Origin of the sequence: Halomonas sp. 113 (assembly GCF_904067645.1) — a bacterium.
Classification (GTDB): domain Bacteria; phylum Pseudomonadota; class Gammaproteobacteria; order Pseudomonadales; family Halomonadaceae; genus Vreelandella; species Vreelandella titanicae.
This window is the reverse complement of the sequence record NZ_LR881453.1, coordinates 551,320-577,005: the sequence shown is the minus strand read 5'-3', so window position 1 is coordinate 577,005 and position 25,686 is coordinate 551,320. Positions and strand designations below refer to the sequence as shown.

The 25,686-nt window shown below is 58.3% G+C and carries 26 protein-coding genes; 16 read left to right on the top strand and 10 right to left on the bottom strand.

Going from position 1 to position 25,686, the window contains the following annotated elements; translation table 11 throughout:
• The first annotated feature begins 151 nt into the window (after positions 1–151).
• The 3 genes from YERSI8AC_RS02900 (at position 152) to YERSI8AC_RS02890 (ending at position 2,023) form a co-directional block, all read left to right on the top strand.
• Entirely contained in the window at positions 152–766 is a 615-nt protein-coding gene (locus tag YERSI8AC_RS02900) for a hypothetical protein (RefSeq protein WP_009288402.1), read from the top strand.
• A gap of 175 nt (positions 767–941) precedes the next feature.
• Positions 942–1,745 carry a M48 family metallopeptidase gene (locus YERSI8AC_RS02895; RefSeq protein WP_009288401.1) on the top strand — a complete coding sequence of 268 codons (804 nt, stop codon included), beginning with the start codon at positions 942–944 and terminating at the stop codon, positions 1,743–1,745.
• A 17-nt stretch (positions 1,746–1,762) separates the two neighbouring features.
• Entirely contained in the window at positions 1,763–2,023 is a 261-nt protein-coding gene (locus YERSI8AC_RS02890; protein WP_039860539.1) for a hypothetical protein, read from the top strand.
• 81 nt (positions 2,024–2,104) lie between these two features.
• On the opposite strand, the gene aroE is transcribed toward YERSI8AC_RS02890, so the two are convergent.
• The 5 genes from aroE to YERSI8AC_RS02865 form a co-directional block, all read right to left on the bottom strand.
• A complete protein-coding gene (gene aroE, locus YERSI8AC_RS02885) occupies positions 2,105–2,926 on the bottom strand; it encodes a shikimate dehydrogenase (RefSeq protein WP_138800465.1) in 822 nt (273 codons plus the stop codon).
• Positions 2,923–3,876, bottom strand: coding sequence for an oxygen-dependent coproporphyrinogen oxidase (hemF, locus tag YERSI8AC_RS02880; RefSeq protein WP_159176038.1), 954 nt, complete (start codon positions 3,874–3,876; stop codon positions 2,923–2,925). The genes aroE and hemF overlap by 4 nt, the downstream gene beginning before the upstream one ends.
• Before the next feature lie 76 nt (positions 3,877–3,952).
• Positions 3,953–4,510 carry an L-threonylcarbamoyladenylate synthase gene (locus YERSI8AC_RS02875; protein ID WP_022520093.1) on the bottom strand — a complete coding sequence of 186 codons (558 nt, stop codon included), beginning with the start codon at positions 4,508–4,510 and terminating at the stop codon, positions 3,953–3,955.
• A 43-nt stretch (positions 4,511–4,553) separates the two neighbouring features.
• Complete coding sequence (gene dprA / locus YERSI8AC_RS02870) at positions 4,554–5,678, bottom strand: DNA-processing protein DprA (RefSeq protein WP_089690633.1); 1,125 nt, start codon at positions 5,676–5,678, stop codon at positions 4,554–4,556.
• Between the two features lie 35 nt (positions 5,679–5,713).
• Complete coding sequence (locus YERSI8AC_RS02865) at positions 5,714–6,559, bottom strand: peptidoglycan-binding protein (RefSeq protein WP_159176037.1); 846 nt, start codon at positions 6,557–6,559, stop codon at positions 5,714–5,716.
• Between the two features lie 222 nt (positions 6,560–6,781).
• On the opposite strand from YERSI8AC_RS02865, the gene def reads away from it, so the two are divergent.
• The 7 genes from def to YERSI8AC_RS02830 all read left to right on the top strand — a co-directional run bounded on the left by def (position 6,782) and on the right by YERSI8AC_RS02830 (position 14,280).
• A complete protein-coding gene (gene def, locus YERSI8AC_RS02860) occupies positions 6,782–7,294 on the top strand; it encodes a peptide deformylase (protein ID WP_022520096.1) in 513 nt (170 codons plus the stop codon).
• Positions 7,295–7,329: 35 nt separating this feature from the next.
• Positions 7,330–8,322: a methionyl-tRNA formyltransferase gene (gene fmt, locus YERSI8AC_RS02855; RefSeq protein ID WP_009288389.1), complete on the top strand. Its 993-nt coding sequence runs from the start codon at positions 7,330–7,332 to the stop codon at positions 8,320–8,322.
• Positions 8,319–9,653, top strand: coding sequence for a 16S rRNA (cytosine(967)-C(5))-methyltransferase RsmB (gene rsmB, locus YERSI8AC_RS02850; protein WP_159176036.1), 1,335 nt, complete (start codon positions 8,319–8,321; stop codon positions 9,651–9,653). The genes fmt and rsmB overlap by 4 nt, the downstream gene beginning before the upstream one ends.
• A gap of 50 nt (positions 9,654–9,703) precedes the next feature.
• On the top strand, positions 9,704–9,910 hold the full coding sequence (locus YERSI8AC_RS02845) for a dodecin (RefSeq protein ID WP_008959783.1): 207 nt from the start codon (positions 9,704–9,706) through the stop codon (positions 9,908–9,910).
• A gap of 175 nt (positions 9,911–10,085) precedes the next feature.
• Entirely contained in the window at positions 10,086–11,459 is a 1,374-nt protein-coding gene (gene trkA / locus YERSI8AC_RS02840; RefSeq protein WP_039860535.1) for a Trk system potassium transporter TrkA, read from the top strand.
• Between the two features lie 52 nt (positions 11,460–11,511).
• A complete protein-coding gene (locus YERSI8AC_RS02835) occupies positions 11,512–12,960 on the top strand; it encodes a TrkH family potassium uptake protein (protein WP_022520099.1) in 1,449 nt (482 codons plus the stop codon).
• A 45-nt stretch (positions 12,961–13,005) separates the two neighbouring features.
• Positions 13,006–14,280, top strand: coding sequence for a TraB/GumN family protein (locus YERSI8AC_RS02830; RefSeq protein ID WP_159176035.1), 1,275 nt, complete (start codon positions 13,006–13,008; stop codon positions 14,278–14,280).
• Here the strand turns inward: YERSI8AC_RS02830 and YERSI8AC_RS02825 are convergent.
• On the bottom strand, positions 14,215–15,015 hold the full coding sequence (locus YERSI8AC_RS02825; protein ID WP_159176034.1) for a tRNA-uridine aminocarboxypropyltransferase: 801 nt from the start codon (positions 15,013–15,015) through the stop codon (positions 14,215–14,217). The two genes, YERSI8AC_RS02830 and YERSI8AC_RS02825, sit on opposite strands and share 66 nt — an antisense overlap.
• Before the next feature lie 164 nt (positions 15,016–15,179).
• On the opposite strand from YERSI8AC_RS02825, the gene bioB reads away from it, so the two are divergent.
• The 6 genes from bioB to bioA are packed head-to-tail and all read left to right on the top strand — an operon-like array spanning position 15,180 to position 20,873.
• Positions 15,180–16,259 carry a biotin synthase BioB gene (bioB, locus tag YERSI8AC_RS02820; protein WP_159176033.1) on the top strand — a complete coding sequence of 360 codons (1,080 nt, stop codon included), beginning with the start codon at positions 15,180–15,182 and terminating at the stop codon, positions 16,257–16,259.
• Positions 16,252–17,409, top strand: coding sequence for an 8-amino-7-oxononanoate synthase (gene bioF, locus YERSI8AC_RS02815; protein WP_159176032.1), 1,158 nt, complete (start codon positions 16,252–16,254; stop codon positions 17,407–17,409). The genes bioB and bioF overlap by 8 nt, the downstream gene beginning before the upstream one ends.
• Positions 17,391–18,137 carry an alpha/beta fold hydrolase gene (locus YERSI8AC_RS02810; protein WP_041157557.1) on the top strand — a complete coding sequence of 249 codons (747 nt, stop codon included), beginning with the start codon at positions 17,391–17,393 and terminating at the stop codon, positions 18,135–18,137. Before bioF ends, YERSI8AC_RS02810 begins: the two co-directional genes overlap by 19 nt.
• Positions 18,134–18,916, top strand: coding sequence for a malonyl-ACP O-methyltransferase BioC (gene bioC, locus YERSI8AC_RS02805; protein ID WP_159176031.1), 783 nt, complete (start codon positions 18,134–18,136; stop codon positions 18,914–18,916). Before YERSI8AC_RS02810 ends, bioC begins: the two co-directional genes overlap by 4 nt.
• Positions 18,913–19,602, top strand: coding sequence for a dethiobiotin synthase (gene bioD, locus YERSI8AC_RS02800; protein WP_027957823.1), 690 nt, complete (start codon positions 18,913–18,915; stop codon positions 19,600–19,602). The genes bioC and bioD overlap by 4 nt, the downstream gene beginning before the upstream one ends.
• Positions 19,599–20,873 carry an adenosylmethionine--8-amino-7-oxononanoate transaminase gene (gene bioA / locus YERSI8AC_RS02795; RefSeq protein WP_159176030.1) on the top strand — a complete coding sequence of 425 codons (1,275 nt, stop codon included), beginning with the start codon at positions 19,599–19,601 and terminating at the stop codon, positions 20,871–20,873. Before bioD ends, bioA begins: the two co-directional genes overlap by 4 nt.
• 186 nt (positions 20,874–21,059) lie before the next feature.
• On the opposite strand, the gene YERSI8AC_RS02790 is transcribed toward bioA, so the two are convergent.
• The 4 genes from YERSI8AC_RS02790 to eat form a co-directional block, all read right to left on the bottom strand.
• Complete coding sequence (locus YERSI8AC_RS02790) at positions 21,060–21,773, bottom strand: SIR2 family NAD-dependent protein deacylase (RefSeq protein WP_159176029.1); 714 nt, start codon at positions 21,771–21,773, stop codon at positions 21,060–21,062.
• A gap of 43 nt (positions 21,774–21,816) precedes the next feature.
• A complete protein-coding gene (gene aceK, locus YERSI8AC_RS02785) occupies positions 21,817–23,577 on the bottom strand; it encodes a bifunctional isocitrate dehydrogenase kinase/phosphatase (protein ID WP_159176028.1) in 1,761 nt (586 codons plus the stop codon).
• Between the two features lie 81 nt (positions 23,578–23,658).
• Complete coding sequence (locus YERSI8AC_RS02780; RefSeq protein ID WP_022520108.1) at positions 23,659–24,153, bottom strand: CIA30 family protein; 495 nt, start codon at positions 24,151–24,153, stop codon at positions 23,659–23,661.
• A gap of 83 nt (positions 24,154–24,236) precedes the next feature.
• The gene (gene eat, locus YERSI8AC_RS02775; RefSeq protein WP_027957819.1) at positions 24,237–25,676 is read right to left on the bottom strand and encodes an ethanolamine permease; all 1,440 of its coding nucleotides are present in this window, start codon (positions 25,674–25,676) and stop codon (positions 24,237–24,239) included.
• Positions 25,677–25,686: the final 10 nt, after the last annotated feature.

Below are 25,686 nucleotides of genomic sequence, written 5' to 3'. Positions count from 1 at the left end.
CGCTTGAACACGTAAATTCTGTTGACAGAAAATAGCTTCAGCCCTCAAATAGCCGCGCTTATTAGCCCGAAGCTAACAAGCTTGCATCAGCACTTTACACTTAGCGTCGTTACCCCACTGCTTACGTCCTACTTAAGGGGACTCTTATCTTATGCTTTATATTGCTCGCTACTGGCGCTGGCTGACCTTGTTTGGCGTTGCCAGCCTACTCACGGGTTGTCTCGCCCTCCCCCAAACCGGTTTGTTTGCGTTTCGTTTGGCGGTGACCTCTCTGGGGGTTGAGGATGTTCGCATTGGCCCTTACAGCATTAATGCGGGGCTAGACACCAGCGATTTAACCAGCCTGATTGCGTCTAGCCTTGGTGCCGGTAGCCTGCCCGTTCAGGCCACCATTGCCATGGGGCTGGGCTTACCTGCGGGCATGCCACCGGTGGAGATGTCAGGCTTTCGCTGGGCGCTGGATATGCCGGGCGTTGATCCTGTGGAAGGTAACTATGAACAGGACGTCACGCTGACCTCTGGCGATGATGCTAATTTACGCCTACCGGTTGCCTTTGATGTACTCGCCACCGACACCCAACGCCTGGCCCCCATGCTGGAGCTTGCCAGCCAGTTGGCGTCTCAAGGCGAGCTACCGCCTGGCAGTCAACTGGCCATCACGCCTGGGGATCTACGCGGGTTGGGTATGAAACTACCGTCAGGATTATTAACGCCGACAATTCGTTTAAACGTAGGTGCCGATGGGCAGCTAGTACCCCAGCGCTAAGGGTTTATGTCTAGGAGCTTGCAGCCAATCGTCTGCGGCCTAGCCTTGGTTCAGAGGGGACTCAATTCAGCACCCATGCTCAACCACTAGGTGGGTTATGATGGGGGATTGATTTACTGCTATCAGCGGTTATCTTGTGTGCAAGAAACTCTTTCGTCTATAAGGAAACCGACTCATGCGCTGGCTTCGCCCTCTCGCTGTTACCGCACTATGTGCGTCTATCGCCGCTTGTACCACCTCGCCCACCGGACGCTCGCAACTGCTGTTGCTCTCTGATAGCGAATTGAATGAGATGGGGCGCCAAGCGTTCACTCAATATCAGCAGGAGCTGCCCACGGCGGGCCAGGCCAGCCACCGCTATGTGCAGTGTATTGCCGATGCCATCGTGGCGGAACTCCCCGCCGAACAGCGGCAGCTAGACTGGCAAATTCGCGTATTTGAGTCCGAACAGCCCAACGCGTTCGCGCTTCCCGGCGGCTATATGGGCGTGAATACCGGCATGCTGGATATTGCCACGACCCAGGATCAGCTTGCTTCCGTTATCGGTCACGAAATTGGTCACGTACTGGCCAACCATGCCAATGAGCGCGCCTCCACCGAGAGCGCCACCTCATTAGGCCTGTCGGTGATTTCCAGCACCTCTGGCATGCAGTCTGCCGGTGGCCAGCAACTCATGGGCGTGCTCGGCATGGGCGCACAGTACGGCATCGTACTTCCCTTCTCCCGGGCCCATGAGAGTGAGGCCGATGTGATTGGTTTGGATCTCATGGCTCAAGCCGGTTTCAATCCCCGTGAGAGCGTGACCCTTTGGGAAAATATGCAGGCGGCCACAGGTGGCGGTGCGCCCCCCGAGTGGATGTCGACTCACCCTGGCCAAGGCCAGCGTATTCAAGGGCTGCAGGGTAATATGGATCAAGCACTTGCCTTGTACGAGCAGGCTCGCAGCAATGGTCGTACACCCAACTGCCCGCGTCCTTAACGGCTCTTGAGGTTTAAATGATTAAGCTGGGATTACTGCTACTGGTACTGCCGCTGTTTGTGCTGATGGGCGTGTATTTCTGGGAGCTAAACGACGTACGCGCGTGCCAGCTTGATGGCGGCCATTGGGACTATATCGAGAGTGCCTGTAGAGACACCCCGCAACCGTTTGTCTCCTGGCTGGAGCGTTCGCCGCTGTTAGTCAATGGCGGCATGCTGCTCTCGGTGGTGGGGCTGGTGATGTGCACGGTGGGCTTGTACGTCAAACGCACTAAGTGAAACGTTATTAGTGGCATCAATAAAGGCAGGGGCGGATACAGTATCCGCCCCCGCTTTTTTAGCAGCGTTAGTTGGATGCGGCTATGAATAGTTAAGTGATTGGCGCAGCATTTCTCGCACAGGCGCGGTTTCAGGGCGCACATTACGCCACAGAAAAAACGACTCGGCGGCCTGCTCGACCAGCATGCCTAAGCCGTCAAGCAACTTCGCGCCGTGCGGGCCTGCCCACTGTAAAAATACCGTCGGCTCGGCCCCGTACATCATGTCGTAGGCCCAGGCATTGGTATTGAACAACGTATCAGGCAACGGCGGTAAATCGCCTGATAGGCTGGCACTGGTGCCGTTAATCACCACATCAAAAGTGCCATTAACGGTATCAAAACCACCGCCGTGGATAGGCCCTAGATCAGCAAAATCGCTGGCCAGCTGCTCGGCCTTGGCGGCGGTGCGGTTGACCACGACGATTTCACTGGGCTGCTCGGCAAGCAGGGGCTCCAGAATGCCGCGCACGGCGCCGCCTGCGCCTACCACCAAAATGCGCTTTTCTGCTAACGCCACACGGTGATAGGCCAAATCGCGCACTAGGCCAATGCCATCGGTAGTATCGCCGTAGGTACGGCCATTACCACCCAGAATCAGAGTATTCACCGCCCCTGCACGACGGGCGCGGTGGCTCAAGGTGTCGCACAGCGCAAAAGCATCGCCCTTGAACGGCACGGTAACGTTGGCGCCACGCCCGCCCGCGTCGATAAACGCCCGCCACGCACCTGCAAAACCATCCACCGGTGCTTCTTCAGCGGTGTACTCAAGGGCCTGCTGGGCTTGATGGGCAAACTCAGCGTGGATCTGCGGGGATTTGGAGTGTTTGACCGGGTTGCCAAACACGCAGTAGCGATCGGTCATGAGAGCTCTCCGCTTTTTCCTTGACCTGCATCCTCAGCGAATTCACCGAGCCAGTCGCGGGGGTATAAGAAATCCTGCAAACGCGCTTCGGGACTGCCGGGCTCTGGCTCAAAGGCGTACTCCCAGCGCGCCATTGGCGGCATTGACATCAAAATTGACTCCGTGCGCCCGCCGCTCTGCAAGCCAAATAGCGTGCCGCGATCCCACACCAGGTTGAACTCCACGTAGCGGCCACGGCGGTAAAGCTGGAAGTCGCGCTCCCGCTCGCCCCAGGCGTCATTTTTACGGCGCTCAACGATGGGCAAATAAGCCGCTAAGAAACTGTCGCCCACCGCGCGCTGAACGGCAAAACAATCGGCAAACTCACCTTCGTTCAGGTCATCGAAAAACAGCCCACCGACGCCGCGGGTTTCATCGCGGTGCTTAAGGTAAAAGTACTCGTCGCACCAGGCCTTATAGCGCGCATAAACATCATCGCCATAGGGGTCGCAGGCGGCTTTTGCCACCCGGTGCCAGTGCACCACGTCTTCCATCACGGGATAAAACGGCGTTAAGTCAAAACCGCCGCCAAACCACCACACCGGCGGCTCGCCGGCTTTCTCGGCAATAAAGAAGCGCACGTTGCCATGGCTGGTAGGCACATGGGGGTTTTCCGGGTGCAGCACCCAGGAAACGCCCACCGCGTGGAAGCTGCGACCAGCCAGTTCAGGGCGCGCGGCGGTGGCCGAAGGCGGCAGCTGGGTGCCATAGACATGGGAGAAGTTGACGCCGCCTTTTTCAAATACGCCGCCATGGGTCATCACCCGTGATCGACCACCACCGCCCTCGGCACGCTCCCAGCTATCTTCTTGGAACTGGGCAGCGCCATCGGCTTTTGCCAATCCAGCGCAGAGCCGATCCTGCAGATCAAGAAGGTAGCGTTTAACGTCATCAAGGTGCTCGTGGGCCACGGTAACTCCTGGGGGCATTGGTGAGTCGTAATGGGTGAGTCGTAATGGGTGAGTGGTGAATAGTTGGAGAGCCGGTTTAAGAACGCATGATTTTACCGGTGGCTAGGTCTCTAATAGTGCTGGGTTTGGCATTGCCACCCAGCTCGCCTTGCACTATATAGGCCACTTCATCAGCAAAGATGTCAGTAATCTCGGCGGCGCTCATCGCGGGCGGTTCCCCCGAACGGTTGGCCGAGGTTGATACCAACGGACCACCGAAAGCTTCGCACAGGGCTTTCATCACCGGGTGGTCGGTCACCCGCAGCGCTACGCGCTCGTGGGCGCCACGCACCAGCCCATGGCTGCGGCCATAATCAGGCACTAGCCAGGTATTGGGCCCCGGCCAGCTTGCCGCAAGAGGAGCATGCATCGCGAGGGGAAGCTGGCTCAACCAGGGGTGGAACTGGCCAATATTGGCAGCAACAAGGATGACGCCCTTGGCAGGGTCGCGCTCTTTCATGCGCATTAGATGGGCTAAGGCTGCGTCGTTTTCGGGGTCACAGCTGAGCCCCCAAACCGCTTCAGTGGGACAGGCAATCACTCCCCCACTACGCAGCGCGCTAATCGCAGGGGCTAGATCGGTCGCCAAACTCATGCTCTCTCCTCACGGCTAACAGGCCTTTAATGACTTTATCCTATCATGGCCGCGGCAACCGCACCCAGCCTCCCGCCTGCTGTGCAACCCAGCCTTCTAACTCCAGCATCAGTAGGCGCTGCTGGCAGTCGCTGACCGTCACGCCAGTGGCGTGCACCAAGAGATCAATAGGCGTCGGCGTGGCCGATAATGACGCTAATAAGGAATCGGGCAAGCTATTGTCAGACAAGCTATCAGGTAGCGGTTCTGGCTCAGATGGCTGTTCTTCCGTCTCAGGCGGGATAAACGCCTCCGCCCAGTGGCCAAGATCAGCGATGATATCGTCGACGCTACAGGCCAGGTGCGCACTGCCTTGACGCAGTAGTGTCAAGCAGCCGCGGGCCTGTACATTGTGTAGCGAACCGGGCAGCACAAACAGTTCGCGATTTTGCTCTAGAGTAAGCCGTGCACTGACCAGCGAACCGCTTTTTTCGGTGGCTTCGACCACTAGGGTACCGAGCGAGAGGCCGGTAACGATTCGGTTGCGCCGCGGGAAAAACGCCGGGCGGGCCAGCGTACCTGGCGGATGTTCTGACACCACCAGGCCACCGGGTAGAGAGCTAAGCTGCTCGTGAAGATCACGGTGAGAGGCGGGATAGATCACATCTACGCCGCAGCCGAGTACAGCGATCGTGCGCCCACCGGCATTTAGCGCTGCGCGCTGGGCAACACCGTCAACTCCCAAGGCCATACCGCTGACCACGCACCAGCCGCGGCGGGCTAGATCGCGAGCGAAGGTTTGGGCGTTATGGGTACCTTCGCCGGTGGGGCGACGAGTGCCTACCATGGCAAGTTTGGGGCCCTCCAGGGCGCTAAGATCCCCCTGGGCCCAGAGCACCACAGGCGGGTCGGGCAATTCATTTAACAGCGCAGGCCAAGCGGGGTGATCTCGATGCAGTACATGGCGACTTGGGCCGCTTCGCTGCCACGCCAGGGTTTCATCAACCACATTTTGCAACGGGCTGCGCGTGGGATGTTCAAGCCACAGGCGCAACTCGCTGGCAGCACGGCTCGGCAGTGCTGCCAGCCAGCCTTCTGGCCACTGCGGCTGACGGGCTAATAATTGCGCGATACGCAGCGCCCCCATACCCGGCAACGCATTGACCACCAGCCACGCCTGGGCGTCCATACTTCCTCCTTTTAAACGTCTTTGTGTGCCGCCTGTTAGTTCGTCGCTGACCCAACCCCATCGCCCACTTCCAGTATCCGGGACGCCTGCATCACCAAGGCATAGCTGACGCGATCATAGGGCTTGAAGACCATCACACTGCCCGCCTCTGTGCTGGGCAGTTGCACCAGCTCCTGGGTACGTGGATCGTTGATCAGCTCACCCTGCTGATTGACTCGCAGCACATGCCCCGCCTGCAAACCATCCAGGGTGCCAAGATCCAGCGCAACGATCTGAAAACGGCCAATAAAACGCACGCCACCTGGCACGGCAATAACATGACCCTCAACCGCATTGGGCGGCGCGCGGGGCATAAACTCACGGCTCAGCTCGCGCTCCTCCAAGGGCAACACAATATCGTTAACCCGCACTTCCTGATGGGAGCTAACGACTTCAAGCTGCGCAATATCGCCTTCACTGCTGACGTGGCGAGCGATGCCAACGTTGATCAGCTCTAAGCCCAGCGGCGTGCCATCCATTGCCAGGTAGGGCTCCGACTGCCGATAGATACCCACCTGACCATGGTGTGGCACAACGCCACGCACGTATAACCTATCTCCCGCACCACTGATCAAGCGGCGATCATCTCCCGCCACTACGTAAGCCAGTTCCTGCAACGCCTCGGTATCATCGACGACGCGGTGTTCGCGCAGAAAGGCTCGTGCTTCCTCCAAGGCGATGGGCTCGATCGCTTCACGATGGGGCAAGGTACGCACCTGAGGCGAGAGTGTAATCACTGTCTGATCACGCTCCCAAGCGGTGGCATCAATACTCACCAGCACCACTGCGCTCAGCAGCAAACCACTCAAAGCCCTCCGGTAGGCGTGTTGTTTTGCCGCCATCCAGTTCTCCCAAGAAAATGCATCACTCTTAGTTCCATGTCGAAGCGCTGCATAAGCGCAGTCATTCTGTTGCTGCTGAAACCCAGTGCGTATCGGGCGCCCATGCCCAGAAACGTTGACAGCATGATATAGTGACCCATCATAAAGTACCTAGGTTAGAAGACGCTCGTCACTACCTAGCTTGACTTAATTTAGACTCAGCATAACGGTGATTGTAACGCCATGGCCAAACTTCCTATTCTTGAATTCCCCGATGAGCGCCTGCGCACCAAGGCCGCTCCGGTGGAAACCGTCGACGATGAGGTACGCCAGCTCGTCGACGATATGCTGGAGACCATGTATGACGCCCGTGGTATCGGTCTAGCCGCGACCCAGATCGATGTCCATCGCCGTATTGTCGTCATGGATGTCAGCGACGATAACTCCCAGCCGCTGGTGCTCATCAACCCGCGCTATACACCCATTGGCGACGAGAAAGAGCCACTATCGGAAGGCTGCCTGTCGATTCCCGAGCACTACGCCGAAGTGCCGCGCTATCTTAAGGTGCAGCTCAACGCGCTGGATCGTAATGGCGAGGCCTATGAGTTAGAGGCAGAGGGTCTGCTGGCACACTGTATTCAGCACGAGTACGACCACCTTGAGGGTGTGCTGTTTGTTGACTACTTGTCGCCGCTAAAGCGCGACCGTATCCGCAAAAAAATGCAGAAACGCCACAAGCAGATGCAGGACGCCTAACACTTCTCTCATTCACGCCAGGTAGCCCTCTTTATATGTCACGATTGCGCGTTGTTTTTGCTGGCACACCTGAATTCGCCGCCTCTAGCCTTGCCGCGCTGCTGGAAAGCCAGCACGAGGTGGTGGCGGTGTATACCCAACCCGATCGCCCCGCTGGCCGCGGCCGTAAGCTAACGCCCAGCCCGGTCAAACAGCTGGCTCTGGAACACAGCCTGCCTGTCTATCAGCCTCAGACGTTAAAGCAACCCGAGGCTCAAGCCGAGCTGGCCGCGCTCAATGCCGACATTATGGTCGTTGTGGCCTATGGACTGCTGCTTCCTCAGGCCGTGTTGGACATACCGCGTCTCGGCTGCGTTAACGTTCACGCTTCGCTGCTGCCCCGCTGGCGCGGCGCTGCCCCCATACAGCGGGCGATCGAGGCGGGTGATAGCGTATCGGGTGTAACTATCATGCAGATGGATGCTGGCCTGGATACCGGGGCGATGCTCACGGAAGTGCGCACGCCCATTACGAACCGCACCACCGGCGGCGATTTGCACGACCGTCTCGCGATTCAAGGCGCCAATGCGTTGATCAACACGCTGGATGCCCTGGCCACCGGCACCGCGCATGCCACGCCTCAGCCCGAGGAAGGCGTCACCTATGCCGCCAAGCTGAGCAAAGCGGAAGCCGAGCTCGACTTTGCCCAGCCCGCCCAGCAGTTAGCCAGCAAAATTCGCGCTTTTAACCCCTGGCCGGTGGCTTGGTGCGCATTAGGCGATGATCGCCTGCGGCTGCTAATGGCGAACGTAGAAGAGGGCGATCAGCCAGCCTGCGAGCCCGGCATGCTACTAGACCACGGCGACGATCATCTGCGGATTGCCTGTGGGGAAAACGGCAGCGAGGTACTTTGTGTGACCAGCGCACAGCTGCCCGGCGGTAAAGCCATGGACGTGCGTGACTTACTCAATGCCCGCCACGCGCGCCTTGCTACCGGTACTCGTCTTGGTAAACCAGCGGCTCAGGCCAGCGAAGGAGAAACACCATGAGCCAAAAGCGCTCCCCCCAAGGCGGCAGTGGTCAGGAAGTCCGCGCCGCGGCGGCTCGCGCGCTGGCCCCGGTGCTCAGCGACCAAGGCTCACTGGCGGGGCTGGATGAGCACAGCGTGGTGGCTCGCGACCGCGGGCTGCTCAAAGAGCTCTGCTTTGGCACCTGCCGCCGCTTACCGCGTCTGGAAGCCTTAGCGGGCACATTACTTAAGCAACCGTTTAAAAAGCGCGACAGCGATGTTCAGGCGCTGCTGCTGCTGGGTATTTACCAGTTGTTGTACATGCGCATTCCAGCCCACGCGACAGTAGGTGAAACCGCGGGCGCTGCGCGCTTGCTGAATAAGGAGTGGGCCACCCGCGTGTTAAATGGCTGTTTGCGGCGATTGCAGCGCGAATCCGAGGCGCTCCAGGCCCAAGTAGACCGGGATGAGAGCGTCGCGTTAGAACATCCACCCTGGCTACTTAACGCCTTGCGTCAGGCATGGCCAGAGCAGTGGCGGGCGATTGTCGAAGCCAACAACCAGTCAGGCCCGATGACGTTGAGAGTGAATCAGCACCACAACGATCGTGAAGCCTACTTGTCGCAGTTGACCGAGCAGGGGTTGAGTGGTCACCTGTGCCCCCACGCCCCAGACGCCATCACGCTGGAAACACCCTGCGATGTCACGGCGCTGCCTGGCTTCGAAGCGGGACATATTAGCGTTCAGGACGAGGCCGCCCAACTCTCGGCAGTACTGCTGGGGCCCGTGCTTGCGCCACGGCCAGGTGCACATGTTCTGGATGCTTGCTGCGCCCCCGGCGGCAAAACGGCCCATTTGCTCGAACTGTTCGACATCAATCTTACCGCTATCGATAGCGATAATCAGCGCCTGGCACGGGTGGAAGATACCCTTACCCGACTAGGCGTAGAGGCCGTTCTCCAACACGCCGATGCGACCGAGCGCGACTGGTGGAGCGGCACGCCGTTTGATGCCATCCTGCTCGACGCCCCTTGCTCTGGCACCGGTGTTATCCGCCGTCACCCGGATATCAAGAAGCTGCGGCGCAAAGACGATATCCGGCCGCTGGCCAAGCTTCAACGTCAGCTGTTAGACAACCTTTGGCCGATGCTGCGCGAAGGCGGCACCCTGCTCTACGCCACCTGCTCGGTGCTTCCGGAAGAGAACAGTGAGCAGATTGAGGCATTTCTCGCCCGCACCCCTGACGCCCATGTCACCACGCCTAACGATGTTGCCTGGGGCATTTCCAGCGGCGCGGGTCGCCAGCTGTTTCCAGCCCAGAACAGTCACGATGGCTTTTTTTATGCCAGACTAGAGAAGCGCACTGCCTAGGCGCTCACTGATGTCGGGGGCAGTGATTTCATGACAAGGAAGGAGGTACTATGAGTCATCATACTTACAAGCACGTGGAATTGACCGGCTCTTCCGAGAAGGGCATTGAGGAAGCGGTTCAGAATGCACTGGCCAAGGCGTCAGAAACGATTAAGCACATGCGCTGGCTGGAAGTAGTCGATACCCGTGGCCATATTGAAGATGGCCAAGTGGCCCACTGGCAGGTAACGGTTAAAGTCGGCTTTACGCTAGAGTAATCCCCACCTGCTTTTCGGCGGCGGCTGGTTTACACTGGCCGCCGTCTTTATTGCAGCGCATGATAGACGTACCTGAACGACCATTTACGTCTTCAACGTCAGGACTGAGTCCTAAGACCGTCTCCTGGTCTTAACGATATTGCGCTGGCGCTTTTAATGGAACCGATGCTCAGCAATGAAAATCATCATTCTCGGCGCCGGCCAGGTCGGCGGCACACTGGCAGAACACCTCGCCCGCGAGGAGAACGACATCACTGTCGTTGACACTGACGCCAAAAAACTTCGTGAGCTGCATACCAAACTCGATATCCGCACCGTTACCGGGGCGGGCTCCTACCCCATTGTGCTACGTCAGGCAGGCTGCGAAGACGCTGATATGTTGATCGCTGTGACCAACAGCGATGAGATCAATATGATCGCCTGCCAGGTCGCCCACACGCTATTTCGCACCCCGACCAAGATTGCCCGTGTACGCGCCACCGCCTACTTGACCCGTAAAGGGCTCTTCGCCCACGAAGCGATTCCCATTGATGTACTCATCAGCCCAGAGCAGGTGGTGACCGACCATGTACGCCGCCTGATCGAACACCCAGGCGCCTTGCAGGTCTTGGAGTTTGCCGGTGGCCTGGTACAGCTGGTGGCGGTGAAAGCGTTCTACGGTGGCCCGCTGGTGGGCCAGGATTTGGCCTTTCTGCGCCGCCATATGCCCAACGTGGATACCCGGGTGGCGGCGATTTACCGCCGTAACCGCCCAATCATTCCCCGTGGCGATACGGTCATCGAGGCTGACGACGAGGTGTTCTTCCTCGCCGCCCGCCGGGATATTCGCGCAGTGATGAGCGAGCTGCGCCGGGTCGAGCGGGACTTCCGTCGGGTCGTGATCGCCGGGGGTGGCAATATCGGCGAGCGGCTGGCGGAGCATTTGGAGCATAGCCACCAGGTCAAGATCATCGAGCACAGCCTGGAGCGCTGCACCACCCTCTCCGAGCGACTGGATCGCACCGTGGTGCTCCACGGCAGTGCCACCAGCAAGCGCTTGCTGGAAGAGGAGAATATCGAAGAGTGCGATATCTTCTGCGCGCTGACCAACGACGACGAGGTCAATATCATGTCGTCGCTACTCGCCAAGCGTTTGGGGGCGAAGAAGGTGCTGACGCTGATCAACAACGCCGCTTACGTGGATTTGGTGCAGGGGGGCGAGATCGATATCGCTATTTCTCCCCAGCAGGCGACCATCGGCAGCTTGCTCACCCACGTGCGTCGGGGTGATATCGTCAACGTTCACTCGCTGCGCCGGGGCGCCGCCGAGGCCATTGAAGCCATCGCCCACGGCGATAAGCAGTCCTCCAAGGTGGTCGGGCGTACCATCCGCGAGATCGACCTGCCCGAGGGCACCACCATCGGTGCGATTGTGCGCGGCAAGGAAGTCATTATCGCCCACGGCGACGTGATGGTTGAGAGCGGTGACCACGTGATTCTATTTGTGATCGACAAGCGCCGCATTCGCGATGTGGAGCGCCTGTTCCAAGTCGGCTTAACGTTCTTTTGATAACCCTCGAACCACGGCCACTGGCTGCTAATAACAGGAGCATGCGACAACCATGAGTCTGCGGGTTATTTTGCGCATTTTGGGGCTGCTGCTGATGCTCTTCAGCCTTACCATGCTCCCCCCAACGCTGATTTCACTCTGGTTTCGTGACGGCGTGTGGAGTGCCTTTATTAGCGGTATTGCGATTTCGGTGGCGACGGGATTACTGCTTTACCTTCCCAATCGACGCTCGCAAAAAGAGCTGCGTATCCGCGACGGCTTTATTATCGCCGCGATGTTCTGGACGGTGCTGGCGCTGTTCGGCTCACTGCCGCTGATGCTATTCGGCGAAGGCTCTCTCGGCGTCACCGATGCGGTATTTGAGTCGTTCTCCGGTTTAACCACTACCGGCGCCACGGTGATTACCGGCATCGATTTTCTACCCGAGTCGATTCTCTACTATCGCCAGCAGCTCCAGTGGCTGGGCGGCATGGGGATCGTCGTTTTGGCCGTCGCCATTTTGCCCACTCTAGGCGTGGGCGGTATGGCGCTGTATCGCACCGAGATTCCTGGGCCGTTGAAAGACTCCAAGCTCACACCACGCATCACCGAAACCGCCAAGGCGCTGTGGTATATCTACGCCACGCTCACCCTGGCCTGCATGATCGCCTATATGTTAGCGGGCATGAGCTGGTTCGATGCCTTGAGCCATAGCTTTTCCACCGTCGCCATTGGTGGCTTCTCCACTCACGACGCCAGCATCGGCTATTTCGATAGCGCTACCATCGAGATGATATGCGTGGGTTTTATGTTGATTTCGGCGTTCAGCTTTAGCCTACACTTTATCGCTTGGCGTGAAAAAAGCCTGATGCACTACTTTCACGACCCCGAAGCGCGCTTTTTGATGCTATTTCTACTCGCGCTGTCCGTGGTCACCGTGCTCTCTCTGTGGTTAACCGACACCTACGACACCGCGCGCGGTCTGAGACATGGGGTTTTCCAAGTCGTGTCGGTGGCCACCACAGCAGGCTTCAGCGTTGCCGACTTTTCCATGTGGCCCGGCGCCCTGCCCTTTTTACTGTTTGTGGCAGCCTTTGTTGGCGGCTGCTCCGGCTCTACCGGTGGCGGCATGAAGGTGATAAGGATCATTCTGATCCTCAAGCAGGGCATGCGTGAAATCATGCGATTGATCCACCCCAATGCGGTGATTGCGGTCAAAGTAGGTAAAGTCAGTGTCCCCGACAGCATTGCTCAAGCGGTATGGGGGTTCTTTTCAGTCTACGTGATGCTGTTCTTTTTAATGCTAGTGGGCGTCATGGCAACCGGGGTTGATCAGGTCACAGCCTGGTCGACGGTGGGCTCGGCCCTCAATAATCTCGGCCCTGCACTGGGTGAATCCCACACTCACTATGGCGACATGCCTAGCTTGGCGAAATGGATACTGGTCATGGCTATGCTGCTCGGTCGCCTGGAAATTTTTACGGTACTGGTGCTGTTTACCCCCGCTTTCTGGCGGCGTTAAGCGCTTCACGCCTGCCCCCCTTATTGATCGATTTGAGAGCTGTTAATGAACCACGAAGATACATCTCACGACGAAACGCCCAACGCAGAAGCGGAGTCGCTGGCTGAAACACCGACTTCGCTGCCAGCCACCAGCGGGCCGTTAAAAACAATCACTGTCGGTGAAACCCGCTACACGCTGCTGGGCACGGCCCATGTGTCGGCGGAAAGTGCCGACGACGTGCATGCGCTATTGGCAAGCGGCGCCTTTGATGCAGTGGCTATTGAGTTATGTGACGCCCGCCACCACAGCATGTCCAACCCGGATGCCATGGGCGAGCAGGATCTGTTCCAAGTCTTTAAACAAGGTAAAGCGGGCATGGTGGCCGCAAGCCTGGCGCTGGGCGCCTTTCAGCAACGGATTGCCGACCAATCCGGCATTCAGCCGGGGGCCGAAATGCGTGCGGCAGTTGAGGAAGCTAACCGACTGAAACTGCCGCTGTTGCTGGTTGACCGCGATGTCGGCGTAACGCTGAAACGCATTTACAGCAATGTGCCCTGGTGGCAGCGCTTCTCGCTGTTTTCAGGCCTGCTTGGCAGCGTGTTATCGCGTCAGGATGTCTCCAAAGAGGACATCGAAAAGCTCAAAGAGGGCGATATGCTGGAGGCCACCTTCAGCGAGTTCGCCGCCGAATCCGAAGCGCTCTATACACCGTTGATTCGCGAGCGCGACCGCTATATGGCACTGCGTTTGGCCGAAGACGCGCCGCCGGGGCGCTACCAGCACGTGTTAGTGGTGCTCGGCGCAGGCCACCTCAAAGGTACCGGCGAACATCTTGAAGCCCCGCTACCCGCGGAGCCAAAAGTAGAGCGCGAATCGCTGGAAGCCACCCCGCCACCGTCCAAGCTTTGGAAAGCGCTTCCGTGGCTGATTACCGCGTTGGTGCTTACCGGCTTTGCGATTGGCTTTTCACGCAACACCGACCTTGGCTGGCAACTGGTGCTTGAGTGGTTCTTGATTAACGGTATTCTCTCTGGCGGTGCGACGATTATCGCCATGGCGCACCCGGTGACCGTGATTGCCACCTTCTTTGCCGCGCCGCTCACCTCGCTGAACCCCACCATCGGCGCTGGCTTTGTGGCCGCTGGGGTTGAGCTCTTTATGCGCAAACCCAAAGTGCGCGATTTTTCATCGCTACGCCACGATGTAACGCAGTTGAAAGGCTGGTGGAAAAACCGTGTATCGCGCACCCTGCTGGTGTTTATTCTCGCCACGCTAGGCTCCGCGGTGGGCACCTGGGTGGCCGGATTCAGAATCGCCGGTGCTCTGTTTGGCGGCTAGGCGCCGCATCGCTGCAGTAGGCGGGTCGATTTTGTGATGCAATCGGCTCGCCGCATAACTATCGTTAAACACCTCAAAGTAGTCATCCAGCACGTCCGCAGCAACCGTATCCCCGCCCTGGCGCAGCAGCTCGATAGCCACTTCCGCAGTACAAAGGTGCGATTTTGACGCCGGTTTGCGCAGCCGGTAGCGCGTCTCGCGCTCGGTTCTCAATGGCAGCACGGGCAAAGCATCTAGATAAGCGCTTTTACGGAACATGCGCCGCGCCTGACGCCAAGTGCCATCCAGAATAATAAATACCGGAATGCGCGCCTGCGCTTTCGCCGCATGCACCGCGTCTATGCCAACCACCCGATCCGCATAGTCGGGCTGATCATCGGGAAAGATCACAAAGGGCGCGTAAAGAGGATCTTTCAACAACGCGGCCAGCTGTGCATCCGGCGCCGTGCGGTACCAGGTAAACACTTGGGTCGTCGTGACCACATCACCAATCAAACGCCCGGTGTTGGTTGGCTTGTAATGCTCCAAGGGGTGGGTCAATAACCACACCTGAGCATGGCTCTCCGCCTTCACCTGATAGGGGCACAGGCAATTCAGTACGGGGAGCTGACAGTTATCGCAGCGGGTGACAAAACTGCCCCGCGCCTTGAACTCGCGCCGCGGCGGACGCGGATGTTCAGCGGCTGAATCATGATTCACAGAGCTCTCGTCAACAGAGCTATCAACATCAGACATCCACGCTCCAGAATGTGAAAAAGGGCGCAGAGTATAAATGAGCGCATCATCTTTTGACGAATGTTTCCACCACCACCGTAAACCTAAAAAATCTCCAACGTTGACACCCAAAGCGCAACGCCGCTAAAGTCTCGTCAACTATTAAAGGTAAAAAGGTTTACACCATGACCGTGCCCCACGAACAGCTTCCTCATGCGCAGCGCCACGACTGGACGCTGGATGAGATCAACGCGCTTTTCGCGCTGCCGTTCAATGATCTGCTGTTTCAAGCCCAGCAGGTTCACCGTGCCCACTTCGACGCTAACGCGGTGCAGGTCTCTACTCTGCTGTCGATCAAGACCGGCGCCTGCCCCGAGGATTGCAAATACTGTCCGCAGTCCGGCCACTACAACACCCAGCTGGAGAAAGAGAAGCTGCTGGAAATTGAAAAGGTCGTCGAACAAGCCAAGGCAGCGAAAGAGGCAGGTGCCAGCCGTTTTTGCATGGGCGCCGCCTGGCGAAGCCCGCGGGATAAAGATCTACTGCTGGTCGAAGAGATGGTTCGTCAGGTGAAAGCCGTGGGCCTTGAAACCTGCATGACGCTGGGGATGGTCGACGGCGAGCAAGCTAGTCGGCTGGCCACGGCGGGGCTCGATTACTACAACCACAACCTGGATACCTCGCCAGAGTTCTACGGCGAGATCATTACCACCCGCACCTACAGCGACCGGCTGGAAACGCTCTCCAACGTGCGCGATGCGGGCATGAAGGTCTGCTCTGGCGGGATTCTCGGCATGGGTGAAGATGCCAAAGACCGTAGCGCCCTGTTGCAACAGCTGGCCAAGCTCTCCCCGCACCCTGAATCCGTGCCGATCAATATGCTGGTGAAAGTGCCCGGCACACCGCTGGAAAATGTTGAAGATTTAGACCCCATCGAGTTCATACGCGCCATTGCGGTCGCCCGCATTCTGATGCCGCAAAGCCATGTACGGCTCTCCGCTGGCCGTGAGCAGATGAACGAATCAACCCAGGCGCTGGCGTTTTTGGCCGGTGCCAACTCGATCTTCTATGGCGACAAACTGCTGACCACTGGCAACCCCCAAGTGGATCGTGACCGTGCCCTGTTTGCCAAGCTGGGCCTGCACCCTGAGAAGCGCGAGACCTGCGAAAGCGAAGATACTCAAGCAGCACGCCTTGCCCAACAGGCACAGCAGCAGGTGCACGCCGAAAGGGTTGCCGAGCTGGCGGTAGACGCCAGTGTCTGAAGCGTGGCAACAGCGTCTGGCCGACGCCCGCGCTCATCGTCAACAGACGGAGCGCTGGCGAACTCGTCAGGTAGCCAAAAACAATACCCTCGACTTTGCAGGTAACGACTACCTGGGCCTCACCCTAGACCCTCGCGTGTGTGAAGCCCAGGCGGAAGGCGCGCGCCGGTTTGGCGCGGGTGCAGGTGCTTCGCACTTGGTCAGCGGTCATCTAGAGATTCACGACACCCTGGAAGAAGCGTTAGCGCGCTGGACAGGCCGCGAACGTGCGCTGCTGTTTTCTACCGGCTATATGGCCAATCTCGGTGTGCTGCAAGCGCTGGCAGATCGCCATACCGCTATTTTCCAGGATCGCCTCAACCACGCATCGCTAATTGATGGCGCCGCGTTAAGCGGTGCCCGCTCGCGGCGCTTTCATCACCGCGATGCCATTGATCTGAACAGCCTGCTGGCACGCAGTGAGTGCGCGCATAAGCTCGTGGTCAGCGATGGTGTTTTCAGTATGGATGGCGATATCGCCGATATTGCCACGCTGGTCGAAGTCAGTCAGCAGCACAGCGCCTGGCTGATGATCGATGATGCCCACGGCGTAGGCGTGCTAGGCGACAATGCCAGCGGCTGCGTGGGCAACACCTGGAGTAGTAAGGACGTGCCGATTCTTGTCGGCACGTTAGGAAAAGCATTAGGCACCGCCGGGGCGTTTGTTGCTGGTGATACCGAGTTAATCGATCACCTGATCCAGTTTTCACGCAGCTATGTCTATACCACCGCCCAACCTCCGGCCATCTCCGCCGCGACTTTAAAAGCGCTGGAGATCGTTCAGGGCGAACCGGAACGCCGCGCTCAGCTAAACGCCAATATCGCTTACTTTCGCCGTGAGGCGCTGCACCTGGGGCTAGCTCTCAGCGATTCGGCCACCCCCATTCAGCCGCTGATCCTGGGCGATGAAACGCGCACCCTAGGCTGGGCATTACATCTCCAGCAAAAGGGTATACAGGTGGGGGCGATTAGACCGCCAACAGTGCCCAAGGGTGAATCCCGTCTGCGTGTGACTTTAAGCTCTCGCCATCAGCACGACGATATTGATCAACTGTTAGCCGCGCTCCACCACTGCCAGCACCAAGAGGCGTTATGCAGCCCCTGCGCTTAATCCTGCTCTCCGGCTGGGGAATCGGCCAGCGTATTTGGCAGCCGCTTGAGGCGCACTGGCCCGCCTGCCTAGCTGCCCAGGCGGTGGATTGGCCCGGCTATGGCGATACGCCGCCGCTTGAGGCCAACGCGGCGCTGCAAGAGTTGGCCGACACTATGGCCGAGCCGTTAGCCAGCGATGCGGTCTGGGTCGGCTGGTCATTGGGTGGGCTACTTGCTACGGCGCTACTGGCATATCTTCCCCCACCTCGGGGCCTGATTCTGCTCGGTGCGGGGGAGACGTTCTGTGTCAAAGGCAAGGCCAGCGCCCAAGGTGGCGTCACTAGCGCCGAGCTGAGCGCCTTCCAACGCGCCTTTCAACGCGACCCCACCGCGACCTGGCAACACTTTTTGCGCTGGCAGACCCAAGGTGAGCCAGGCCCCCGGCAAGTTCACCGGCAACTGCGTGATTTATTGGGCGATACACCGCCTGCCGACAGCCCCACCTTGGCTACCGGCCTACACTGGCTGGCAACCATTGATAATCGCCCACGCCTAGCGGCGCCCCCTTGCCCAGTGGTACGTCTCATCGGCGACCATGATCCACTCATCAGCCCCGCCCAGCGCCGCGTAAGCAAGCCCCTAAGCGATGTCGGCCACTGCCCGATGCTCTCGCAGCCCCAGGCACTCGCAGCAACGATTGGCCATCATGCCAGACAGATGACTGACATCAGTACGGCGGTTTTATGAACGATCTAACGCTGAAGGCTGAGGTTAACTGGCAGGCACGGGTCGCCCACGCTTTCTCCCGGGCCGCTCCCCGCTACGATGCGTTAGCCACAGCACAACGCCACATAGGCGAGAAGCTTTGGGGTTCGTTACCTCCACACGCTTTTAACGTGTTGGATATGGGGTGTGGTACCGGCTACTGGACACAGCGGTTGGCTGAACGTTACCCGAATGCTCGTATAACGGGGTTAGATTTAGCCCCCGGCATGCTGGAACAGGCCCGCCAGCACCACGGTGAAAGCATTCATTGGCAACCGGGAGACGCCGCGGCACTGCCGTTTGGTAAGCATGCATTTGATCTGGTGTTTTCCAACCTGGCGGTGCAGTGGTGCCCCGACATTGGCGCGGTGATGGAGCAGCTTTACCGGGTCCTCACGCCCGGGGGATTGGCGCATATTACGACGCTGCTGCCAGGAACGTTGAAAGAAGTTGGCCATGCCTGGCAGAGACCCGAAGCGCTGCTGCAAACGCCTGATCGCGCCAGCGTCGAGAGAGCCATCGGCGAAAGCGGCTTAACCATCACCCGGCAGACGGCCACCGTTGAGCGCTTCTATTACCCTGACTTGAAGGCGGTAATGGCGTCCATCAAAGGTGTCGGCGCCCAGATTGCCCGGCCACAAGCCAGCCTTAGTCGAAATGACATCGCCGCCGCACAAGCGCGCTTTGAACAACTCCGCCAACCGGAAGGCCTACCCGTGAGTTACCACTGCTTAACGCTGCAATTGGAAAAATCGCTATGAACGTCTGGTTTGTGACTGGCACCGATACCGATGCGGGTAAAACATTGGTGACCAGCGGATTGCTATATACCGCCCGCCAACAGCAGTTGAGCACGCTGGGCTTGAAACCTATCGCCTCAGGCAGCCAAGCGACGCCTGAAGGCCTGCAAAATAGTGATGCTCTCGCCCTTCAGCATCAAAGCGTGCCGCCGGTCGACTACGCCACGGTGAATCCCATCGCCTTTGCCCCCGCCATTGCGCCTCACCTCGCTGCGTTAGAGGCGGGTCAGCCGCTTGAGATTAGCACCATCGTTAGCTTGCTGCGCGAAACGCTTAGCCAAACACCCAGAGACATCACTCTGATTGAAGGCGCCGGCGGCTGGCGCGTACCGTTAAACGAACAGGAAGATTTTGCCGACCTGGCGATGGCGCTTGAGCTACCGGTGATTCTGGTGGTTGGCCTAAAGCTGGGCTGCTTGAATCATGCCCGCTTAACCGCAGAAGCCATTCGCGCCGACGGCTTGGTATTAGCCGGCTGGGCAGGCAGCGTGGTAGACCCCGCTTTTGCGGCTGACACAGCCCGCTTTGAGGCCAATATTGCCCATCTAAACGCCAAGCTGGCGGCTCCCTGTTTAGGCATTATTCCCCATCTAGATGCCCCCAACGCCGCGAATGCCGCCCCCTGTCTTTCCCTGGAGCCGTTATGAAAACGCCAGTTTGGCACCCTTATGCTCACCTAAAAACCCAGACACCCGCACCTAAGGTGGTTGGCGGTGAGGGCGCTCACTTTATGCTTGAGAGCGGTGAACGCCTGCTGGATGCCACCTGCTCCTGGTGGTGCATGATTCACGGCTATGGCCACCCCCGTTTGGTGGCGGCCATTCGCGAACAGGCAGGCGAGCTGTGCCACGTGATGCTTGGCGGCTTGACCCATGACCCCGCCGACCAGTTGGCCCGCGAGCTGGTGCGCATTACCCCCACCGGGCTGAATCACGTCTTCTATTCGGACAGCGGCTCGGTGGGCATGGAAGTGGCGATGAAAATGGCGCTGCAGTACCAGGTACTTGCCGGCCACTCAGGCAAGCAAAAGATGCTCTCGTTGATGAAGGCTTATCATGGCGACACCACCGGTTGCATGGCGGTGTGCGACCCGGAAGAGGGCATGCATAGCCTGTTCACCAGTCTGCTCCCCCAGCACCATTTCGCCCCGGCGCCCACGGCCCCTTTTGATGCCACCGCTGAACAGGTCGAGCACGACCTTAGCGCCCTGCGTAGCGTACTGGAGCGCCACCACCACGAGATTGCCGCGCTTCTTATGGAGCCCCTGTTACAAGCGGCAGGCGGGCTCAACATGACCTCGCCAGACTATGTTACTGGCGCCAGGGAACTGTGCGATGAGTTTGGGGTGCTGTTGATTTTTGACGAAGTCGCCACCGGCTTTGGCCGCACCGGCAAACTGTTTGCCGCCGACCATTCGGGCATCACGCCGGATATCATGGTGCTCTCCAAAGGTTTGACCGGCGGCTATTTAGGCCACGCTGCAACGCTCGCCACAGATCGGGTTCACGATGCCTTTATCGGCGATACTCCCCAGCACGCCTTTATGCACGGGCCTACCTTTATGGGCAACCCGTTGGCCTGCCGCGTGGCATTAGAGAGTCTGCGCGTGTTCGAAGAGGAAGACTATCTTGGCAAGATTGCGACACTCAGCCAGCAACTGCAGCGTGAGCTACTCGAAGACCAGGCGCTGAACGCGCACCCGGCCGTAGCTGACGTTCGAGTCCTTGGCGCCACCGCCGTTATCGAAGCGCACTCCGCCGAGGCGCTAAAGGGGGTAGGCGATTTCGCCCGGGAGCGCGGCGTTTGGCTGCGCCCCATTGGCCGCTGGCTGTATACCATGCCCGCCTACATTACTTCTGAAGCGGAAATTAGCCAGATTACCGATGTAATGAAGGCGTGGTTCTTAAGGCCTCAATAAAGCCACAATGATTACTCAACACGAGATCGGGATCAGCCTGTAGCGGGGGTCTTTTGTCATGACCGGAAAATGTTCCCAACAATTCCGGCATTTCCGCCATCCATGGCGGTCAGATGACAAAAGTAGCGCCCATGGACGGGTTTACAGCGCCCCCGCAGAAGGCTGTGCCGATCCAGTCTCGAATTTTCAAGACAACAGTAGATTACCCTGCTGCTTCCAGCGGTTTACCAACGCTGGAACGCCTTCTCCAGCGGTGGTGTTAATTGCCAATACACCTGGCGGGCTGAGCATATCCGCCTCCGGGTCGACCAGTGCGCAGGGCGTGTCGTAGTCAATGTACGAGAGCAGCGAAGCGGCAGGCATGACTGCCAGCGACGTGCCAACGACCAGCAGAAAGTCAGCCTGGCTAACAAGGTCACAGGCCTCCGCAAACAGCGGCACCGACTCGCCAAACCAGACCACGTCGGGTCGCAGTTGGCTGCCCTTGTCGCACACGCTGCCCAGTTCTATGCCACCTTTCGGCAGCGGGTAGCGCATGCGCTCATCGATTGACGAACGTGCTTTTAAAATCTCGCCGTGCAGATGTAATACATGGCGAGAGCCTGCACGCTCGTGTAGGTCATCAATGTTCTGGGTAATGATACTGACGCTAAAGCCGTCTTGCTCCAGTGCAGCCAGCGCTTTATGGGCGGCGTTGGGCTTGGCGCGACGGATCTGCTCGCGGCGCTGATTATAGAAATCCAATACCTGCTGCGGATTGCGCTGCCACGCCTGGGGGGTCGCCACATCCTCGACCGGATGGTTCTCCCACAGGCCGTCGCTAGCGCGAAAGGTTTTAATCCCGCTCTCGGCGCTAATCCCCGAGCCGGTAAATACCACCAAATGCGGGCTTGCTGCCATGTTTACCTCGTCGTTTATGTTCCACTTTTTCTTAAGTAGAACACTAATATACTAGCTGGCCGATGTTGCCCGCAAAACGCTGCTTGTTACGGTAAGGATAAACATCGATGACGCGCCCATCGATGATGGCCTGCTGCAGTTCCAGCCAGTATTCCGGATCAAATAGCTCGGGGTGCTGCGCCATGAACATGTCGCGTAGGATCTTATTAGCGAACATAAAAGGCCCAAACTCCTCAGGAAAAATATCGTTAGGGCCGATAGATAACGTATCCCCCCCCTGGAAGTCATTGCCCTGGGATTTGGGTATATGCCGAAAACGGCACTCGGTGAGGTAGCAAACTTCATCGTAGTCGTAGAAGATCACCCTTCCATGGCGTGTCACGCCAAAATTTTTCAGCAGCATATCGCCAGGAAAGATGTTCGCCGCGGCCATTTGCTTAATGGCATTGCCGTAATCCTTAAGCACCGTCTCCTTCTCTTGGTCGCTGCACTGTTCCAGGTAGATGTTCAGCGGCGTCATCATCCGCTCGGTATAGCAGTGCTTGATAATCACCTTATCGTCTTTCAACACAACGGTTGAGGGAGCCACTTCCAGTAAGTGCTCCAGGCACTCCGGCGCAAAATGATCCTGGCGGACAATAAAATTGGAGAACTCTTGAGTATCAGCCATGCGCCCTACCCGGTCATGACGTTTCACTAGCCGATACTTTTCTCGCACTACGGCGTGGGTCACGTCTTTGGCCGGGTCGAATTTATCTTTAATGATCTTAAAGACGGTGCGAAAGCTGGGCAGTACAAACACCGCCATCACCATGCCGCGCACGCCTGGGGCGATAATAAACTGATCCTCGCGCTTAGCGACCTGACGATTCAGTGCCCGGAAAAACTCGGTTTTACCATGTTTGAAGAAGCCGATGGCAGCGTAGAGTTCGCCTTCCGGTTTGTGCGGCATCAGCTGCTGCAGGTAATCGACAAACTCCCTGGGTACCGCTACCTCAACTTGGAAGTAGGCGCGGGTGAAGGAGAAAATAATCGACACCTCGTCGGTTTCGATCAGTACCGTATCCAGGTGTAGGCAAGGGTCGCCCCCCTGCTGCTCACCAAACCCTTCGCCATGGAGTACCGGCAGCACCAGCGGCACCTGCTCGCCGCCGCCCAGGATTCGCCCCACCAAATAGGCGCCTTTATTGCGATAAAAGACGCTATTCAGTAGCTCGATTTCAGCATCACTGGCATTCAAAATCGCCGAGGGTAAGTGCTGCTGTAAGAAGGTGGCGCCGAGATGAGTATCCTGATCTATTTCCGCAAAGCGATTTTCGAAGGGGGCATCGATAAGTGCCCATTTGAGGGCAGCCTGCCAGTCGCCATTAACCTGTTTGCGACGGCATAGGTCAATTCCCGAGCGGTGGGCGGCATCTTCCCGGGAGCTATACACAAACATCCAGTCGTTGCGGATATGGCGATGATGGAAAATAGCGCAGAACAGCGAGTTAAAGAAGGTTTCAGCGAGCTCATAATCGAGTCGGTGGCTGATCAACTCAGCGTAGTGGTTGCGCGCCTCGCGCCAGCACTCGCAGTGAGACACCACCTCGGGATCAAAGGTACGCTTTAAGCGCCCCAGAGTGTCATCAATCTTTTCCTTATAGAGATTGATGCGCTCGGCGGATGCCTGCTGCGTTTCGCGCCACGCCGCGTCACGGAAACGACGGCTGGCATCGGCGGTAATCTCCTTAAAACGTGCACGGTACTCATCAAAGCCATGCAAAATCGTCGTCGCTAAGCGGTACGCAGGCGAGTGCTTCACGGGCTGGGCTCCTGTTGATTTGCGCTAGCGTTGCCTAACGGCAAACTACATGCGAGACGACCTTGGTTGGGTAGCCCCAGTTTAGCGCACTGCCGCAATACGTTTGAGCCGTAAGCAAAAAGGCCCCGCGGTGCGGTCAGCGATTAAAAAGCCAAGTTGGTGAATCTCGCTTGGCGTTACTGCCGGGGCGTCACTCAATAGCGTTCCCCGCCTCACCGCTTCAAAAGCATCCCATGAGAAGTACAGCGTCTCCCAGGCATCTTGAGAAGGCGTAAATTTCACTCGGTACGCTGAGGCATTGCCAAGGGAGGTGCTTTTCAAGCGCAGTTGATAGGTACGTCCGTCGCCCCGCACGGTCAGCTCTATGCCCTGGGCATCCGCTAGCGTTGGCTCGAACCCATTGGGCTCGCGGCGAACGGAGGCAAAGCCACCACCGTTTTCAAGCGACACCTCGCCCTGAAAGCGACCTACGCCATCGGTAACGCAAAAACCACTCTTTGAAACGCCACCCATCACGCCATCATCAACGGAGTACCAGCGCTGCTGCTCGCTGGGACTATCAAATGTCAACGCCATGACGACTCCTTATCATTAGCCAAAAAAGCCTCTTTGCCGCTGGGCAAAGAGGCTTGTTCAGCCTAGGCGATTAGTCTTGTGAATTACAGCTTCGCTGTCGTGACCACAGGATCTGAGTCAATATCATCCAGATCTTCAGGTGACGCGACCACCAACGCAAACTCCTCCTCGGCGGTTTTCGCTACGAGGTGATTCTTGCTGTAGAGGAAGAAGTAAGCTGCGCCAACAATGAACAGCACGATAGTGTAGTTAAAGGCGCGTGGGTCGAAGGCGTATACCCCGGTGAGCGCAACCAGGGAAAGCACCAGTGCAATCCCCGAGGTAACGACACCGCCAGGCGTTTTATACGGACGCGGCAGGTCGGGTTGTTTTACCCGCAGTAGAATATGGCTGAGTGCCATGAGCGCATAAGAGATCGTCGCACCGACCACGGCCATGCCCAGCATCAGGTCGCCTTCACCGCTCAACGACACCAGAAAGCCAAACACGCCGGGCACGATCAGGGCAAGATAAGGCACTTTACGGCCACTGGTCAGCGACAGCGCCTTGGGGAGGTACCCCGCCCGTGAAAGCGCAAAGACCAACCGGCTATAGCCGTAGATGATCGAAAAGAAGGAAGCAATCAGCCCCGCCAGGCCCAGCACGTTCACCACGGTTGCCAAGGTCGGATTGCCCGCTGCATTCAGCGCGTCCACCAGCGGCACGCCGCTTTGACCGATCATCTCGGCGCCCGCGGCACCGGCCAGCAGCACCACGACCAACAGCGCTGTGAACAGCAGAAACAGCATCGCGCCGATAATGCCTTTGGGCATGTCCCGGGCGGGGTCTTTAGCCTCTTCGGCCGCCAGCGGTACGCCTTCCACCGCCAGGAACAGCCACATACCAAAGGGTAGTGCCGCCCAGACGCCGTACCAGCCAAAGGGCATAAAGGTGCTCGCACCCGCTGCATCGGTGGGGGCAATATCGAACAGGTTGGCGGCGTCAAAATCTCCGATCAGGGCGACCGCGGTGGCCAGGATGGCAAACACGGCCAAGCCACTGATGACCATCATGACTTTTAGCGCTTCCCCCACACCCGCCAAGTGAATGCCGATGAACAGCGCGTAGAAAATGAGGTAGACCAGCGGGCCGTTGATACCCAGCAACGACTCTACGGCGGCGCCAATGAAGATCACAATGGCCGCTGGCGCCAGGGCATACTCGATCAATACGGCCAACCCGGTCAGATAGCCGCCAGCAGGCCCCATTGCCTGGCGGGCAAAGCTGTATCCGCCCCCAGCCGCGGGTATCGCCGCCGACATTTCGGCAAGTGACAGCACCAGCGCCAGATACATTAACGCCATTAGACACGCGGCTATCGCAAAGCCACCCCAGCCAGCTTCAGCAATACCAAAGTTCCACCCGGCGAAATCACCGGAAATTACGTAGGAAACCCCGAGGCCCGCCAGCAGCATCCAGCCAGCGGTGCCTTTGCGCAGTTGGCGTTTTGCCAGGTACGCTTGATCTATCGTTGGTTGTGTCATCGTTTTGCCC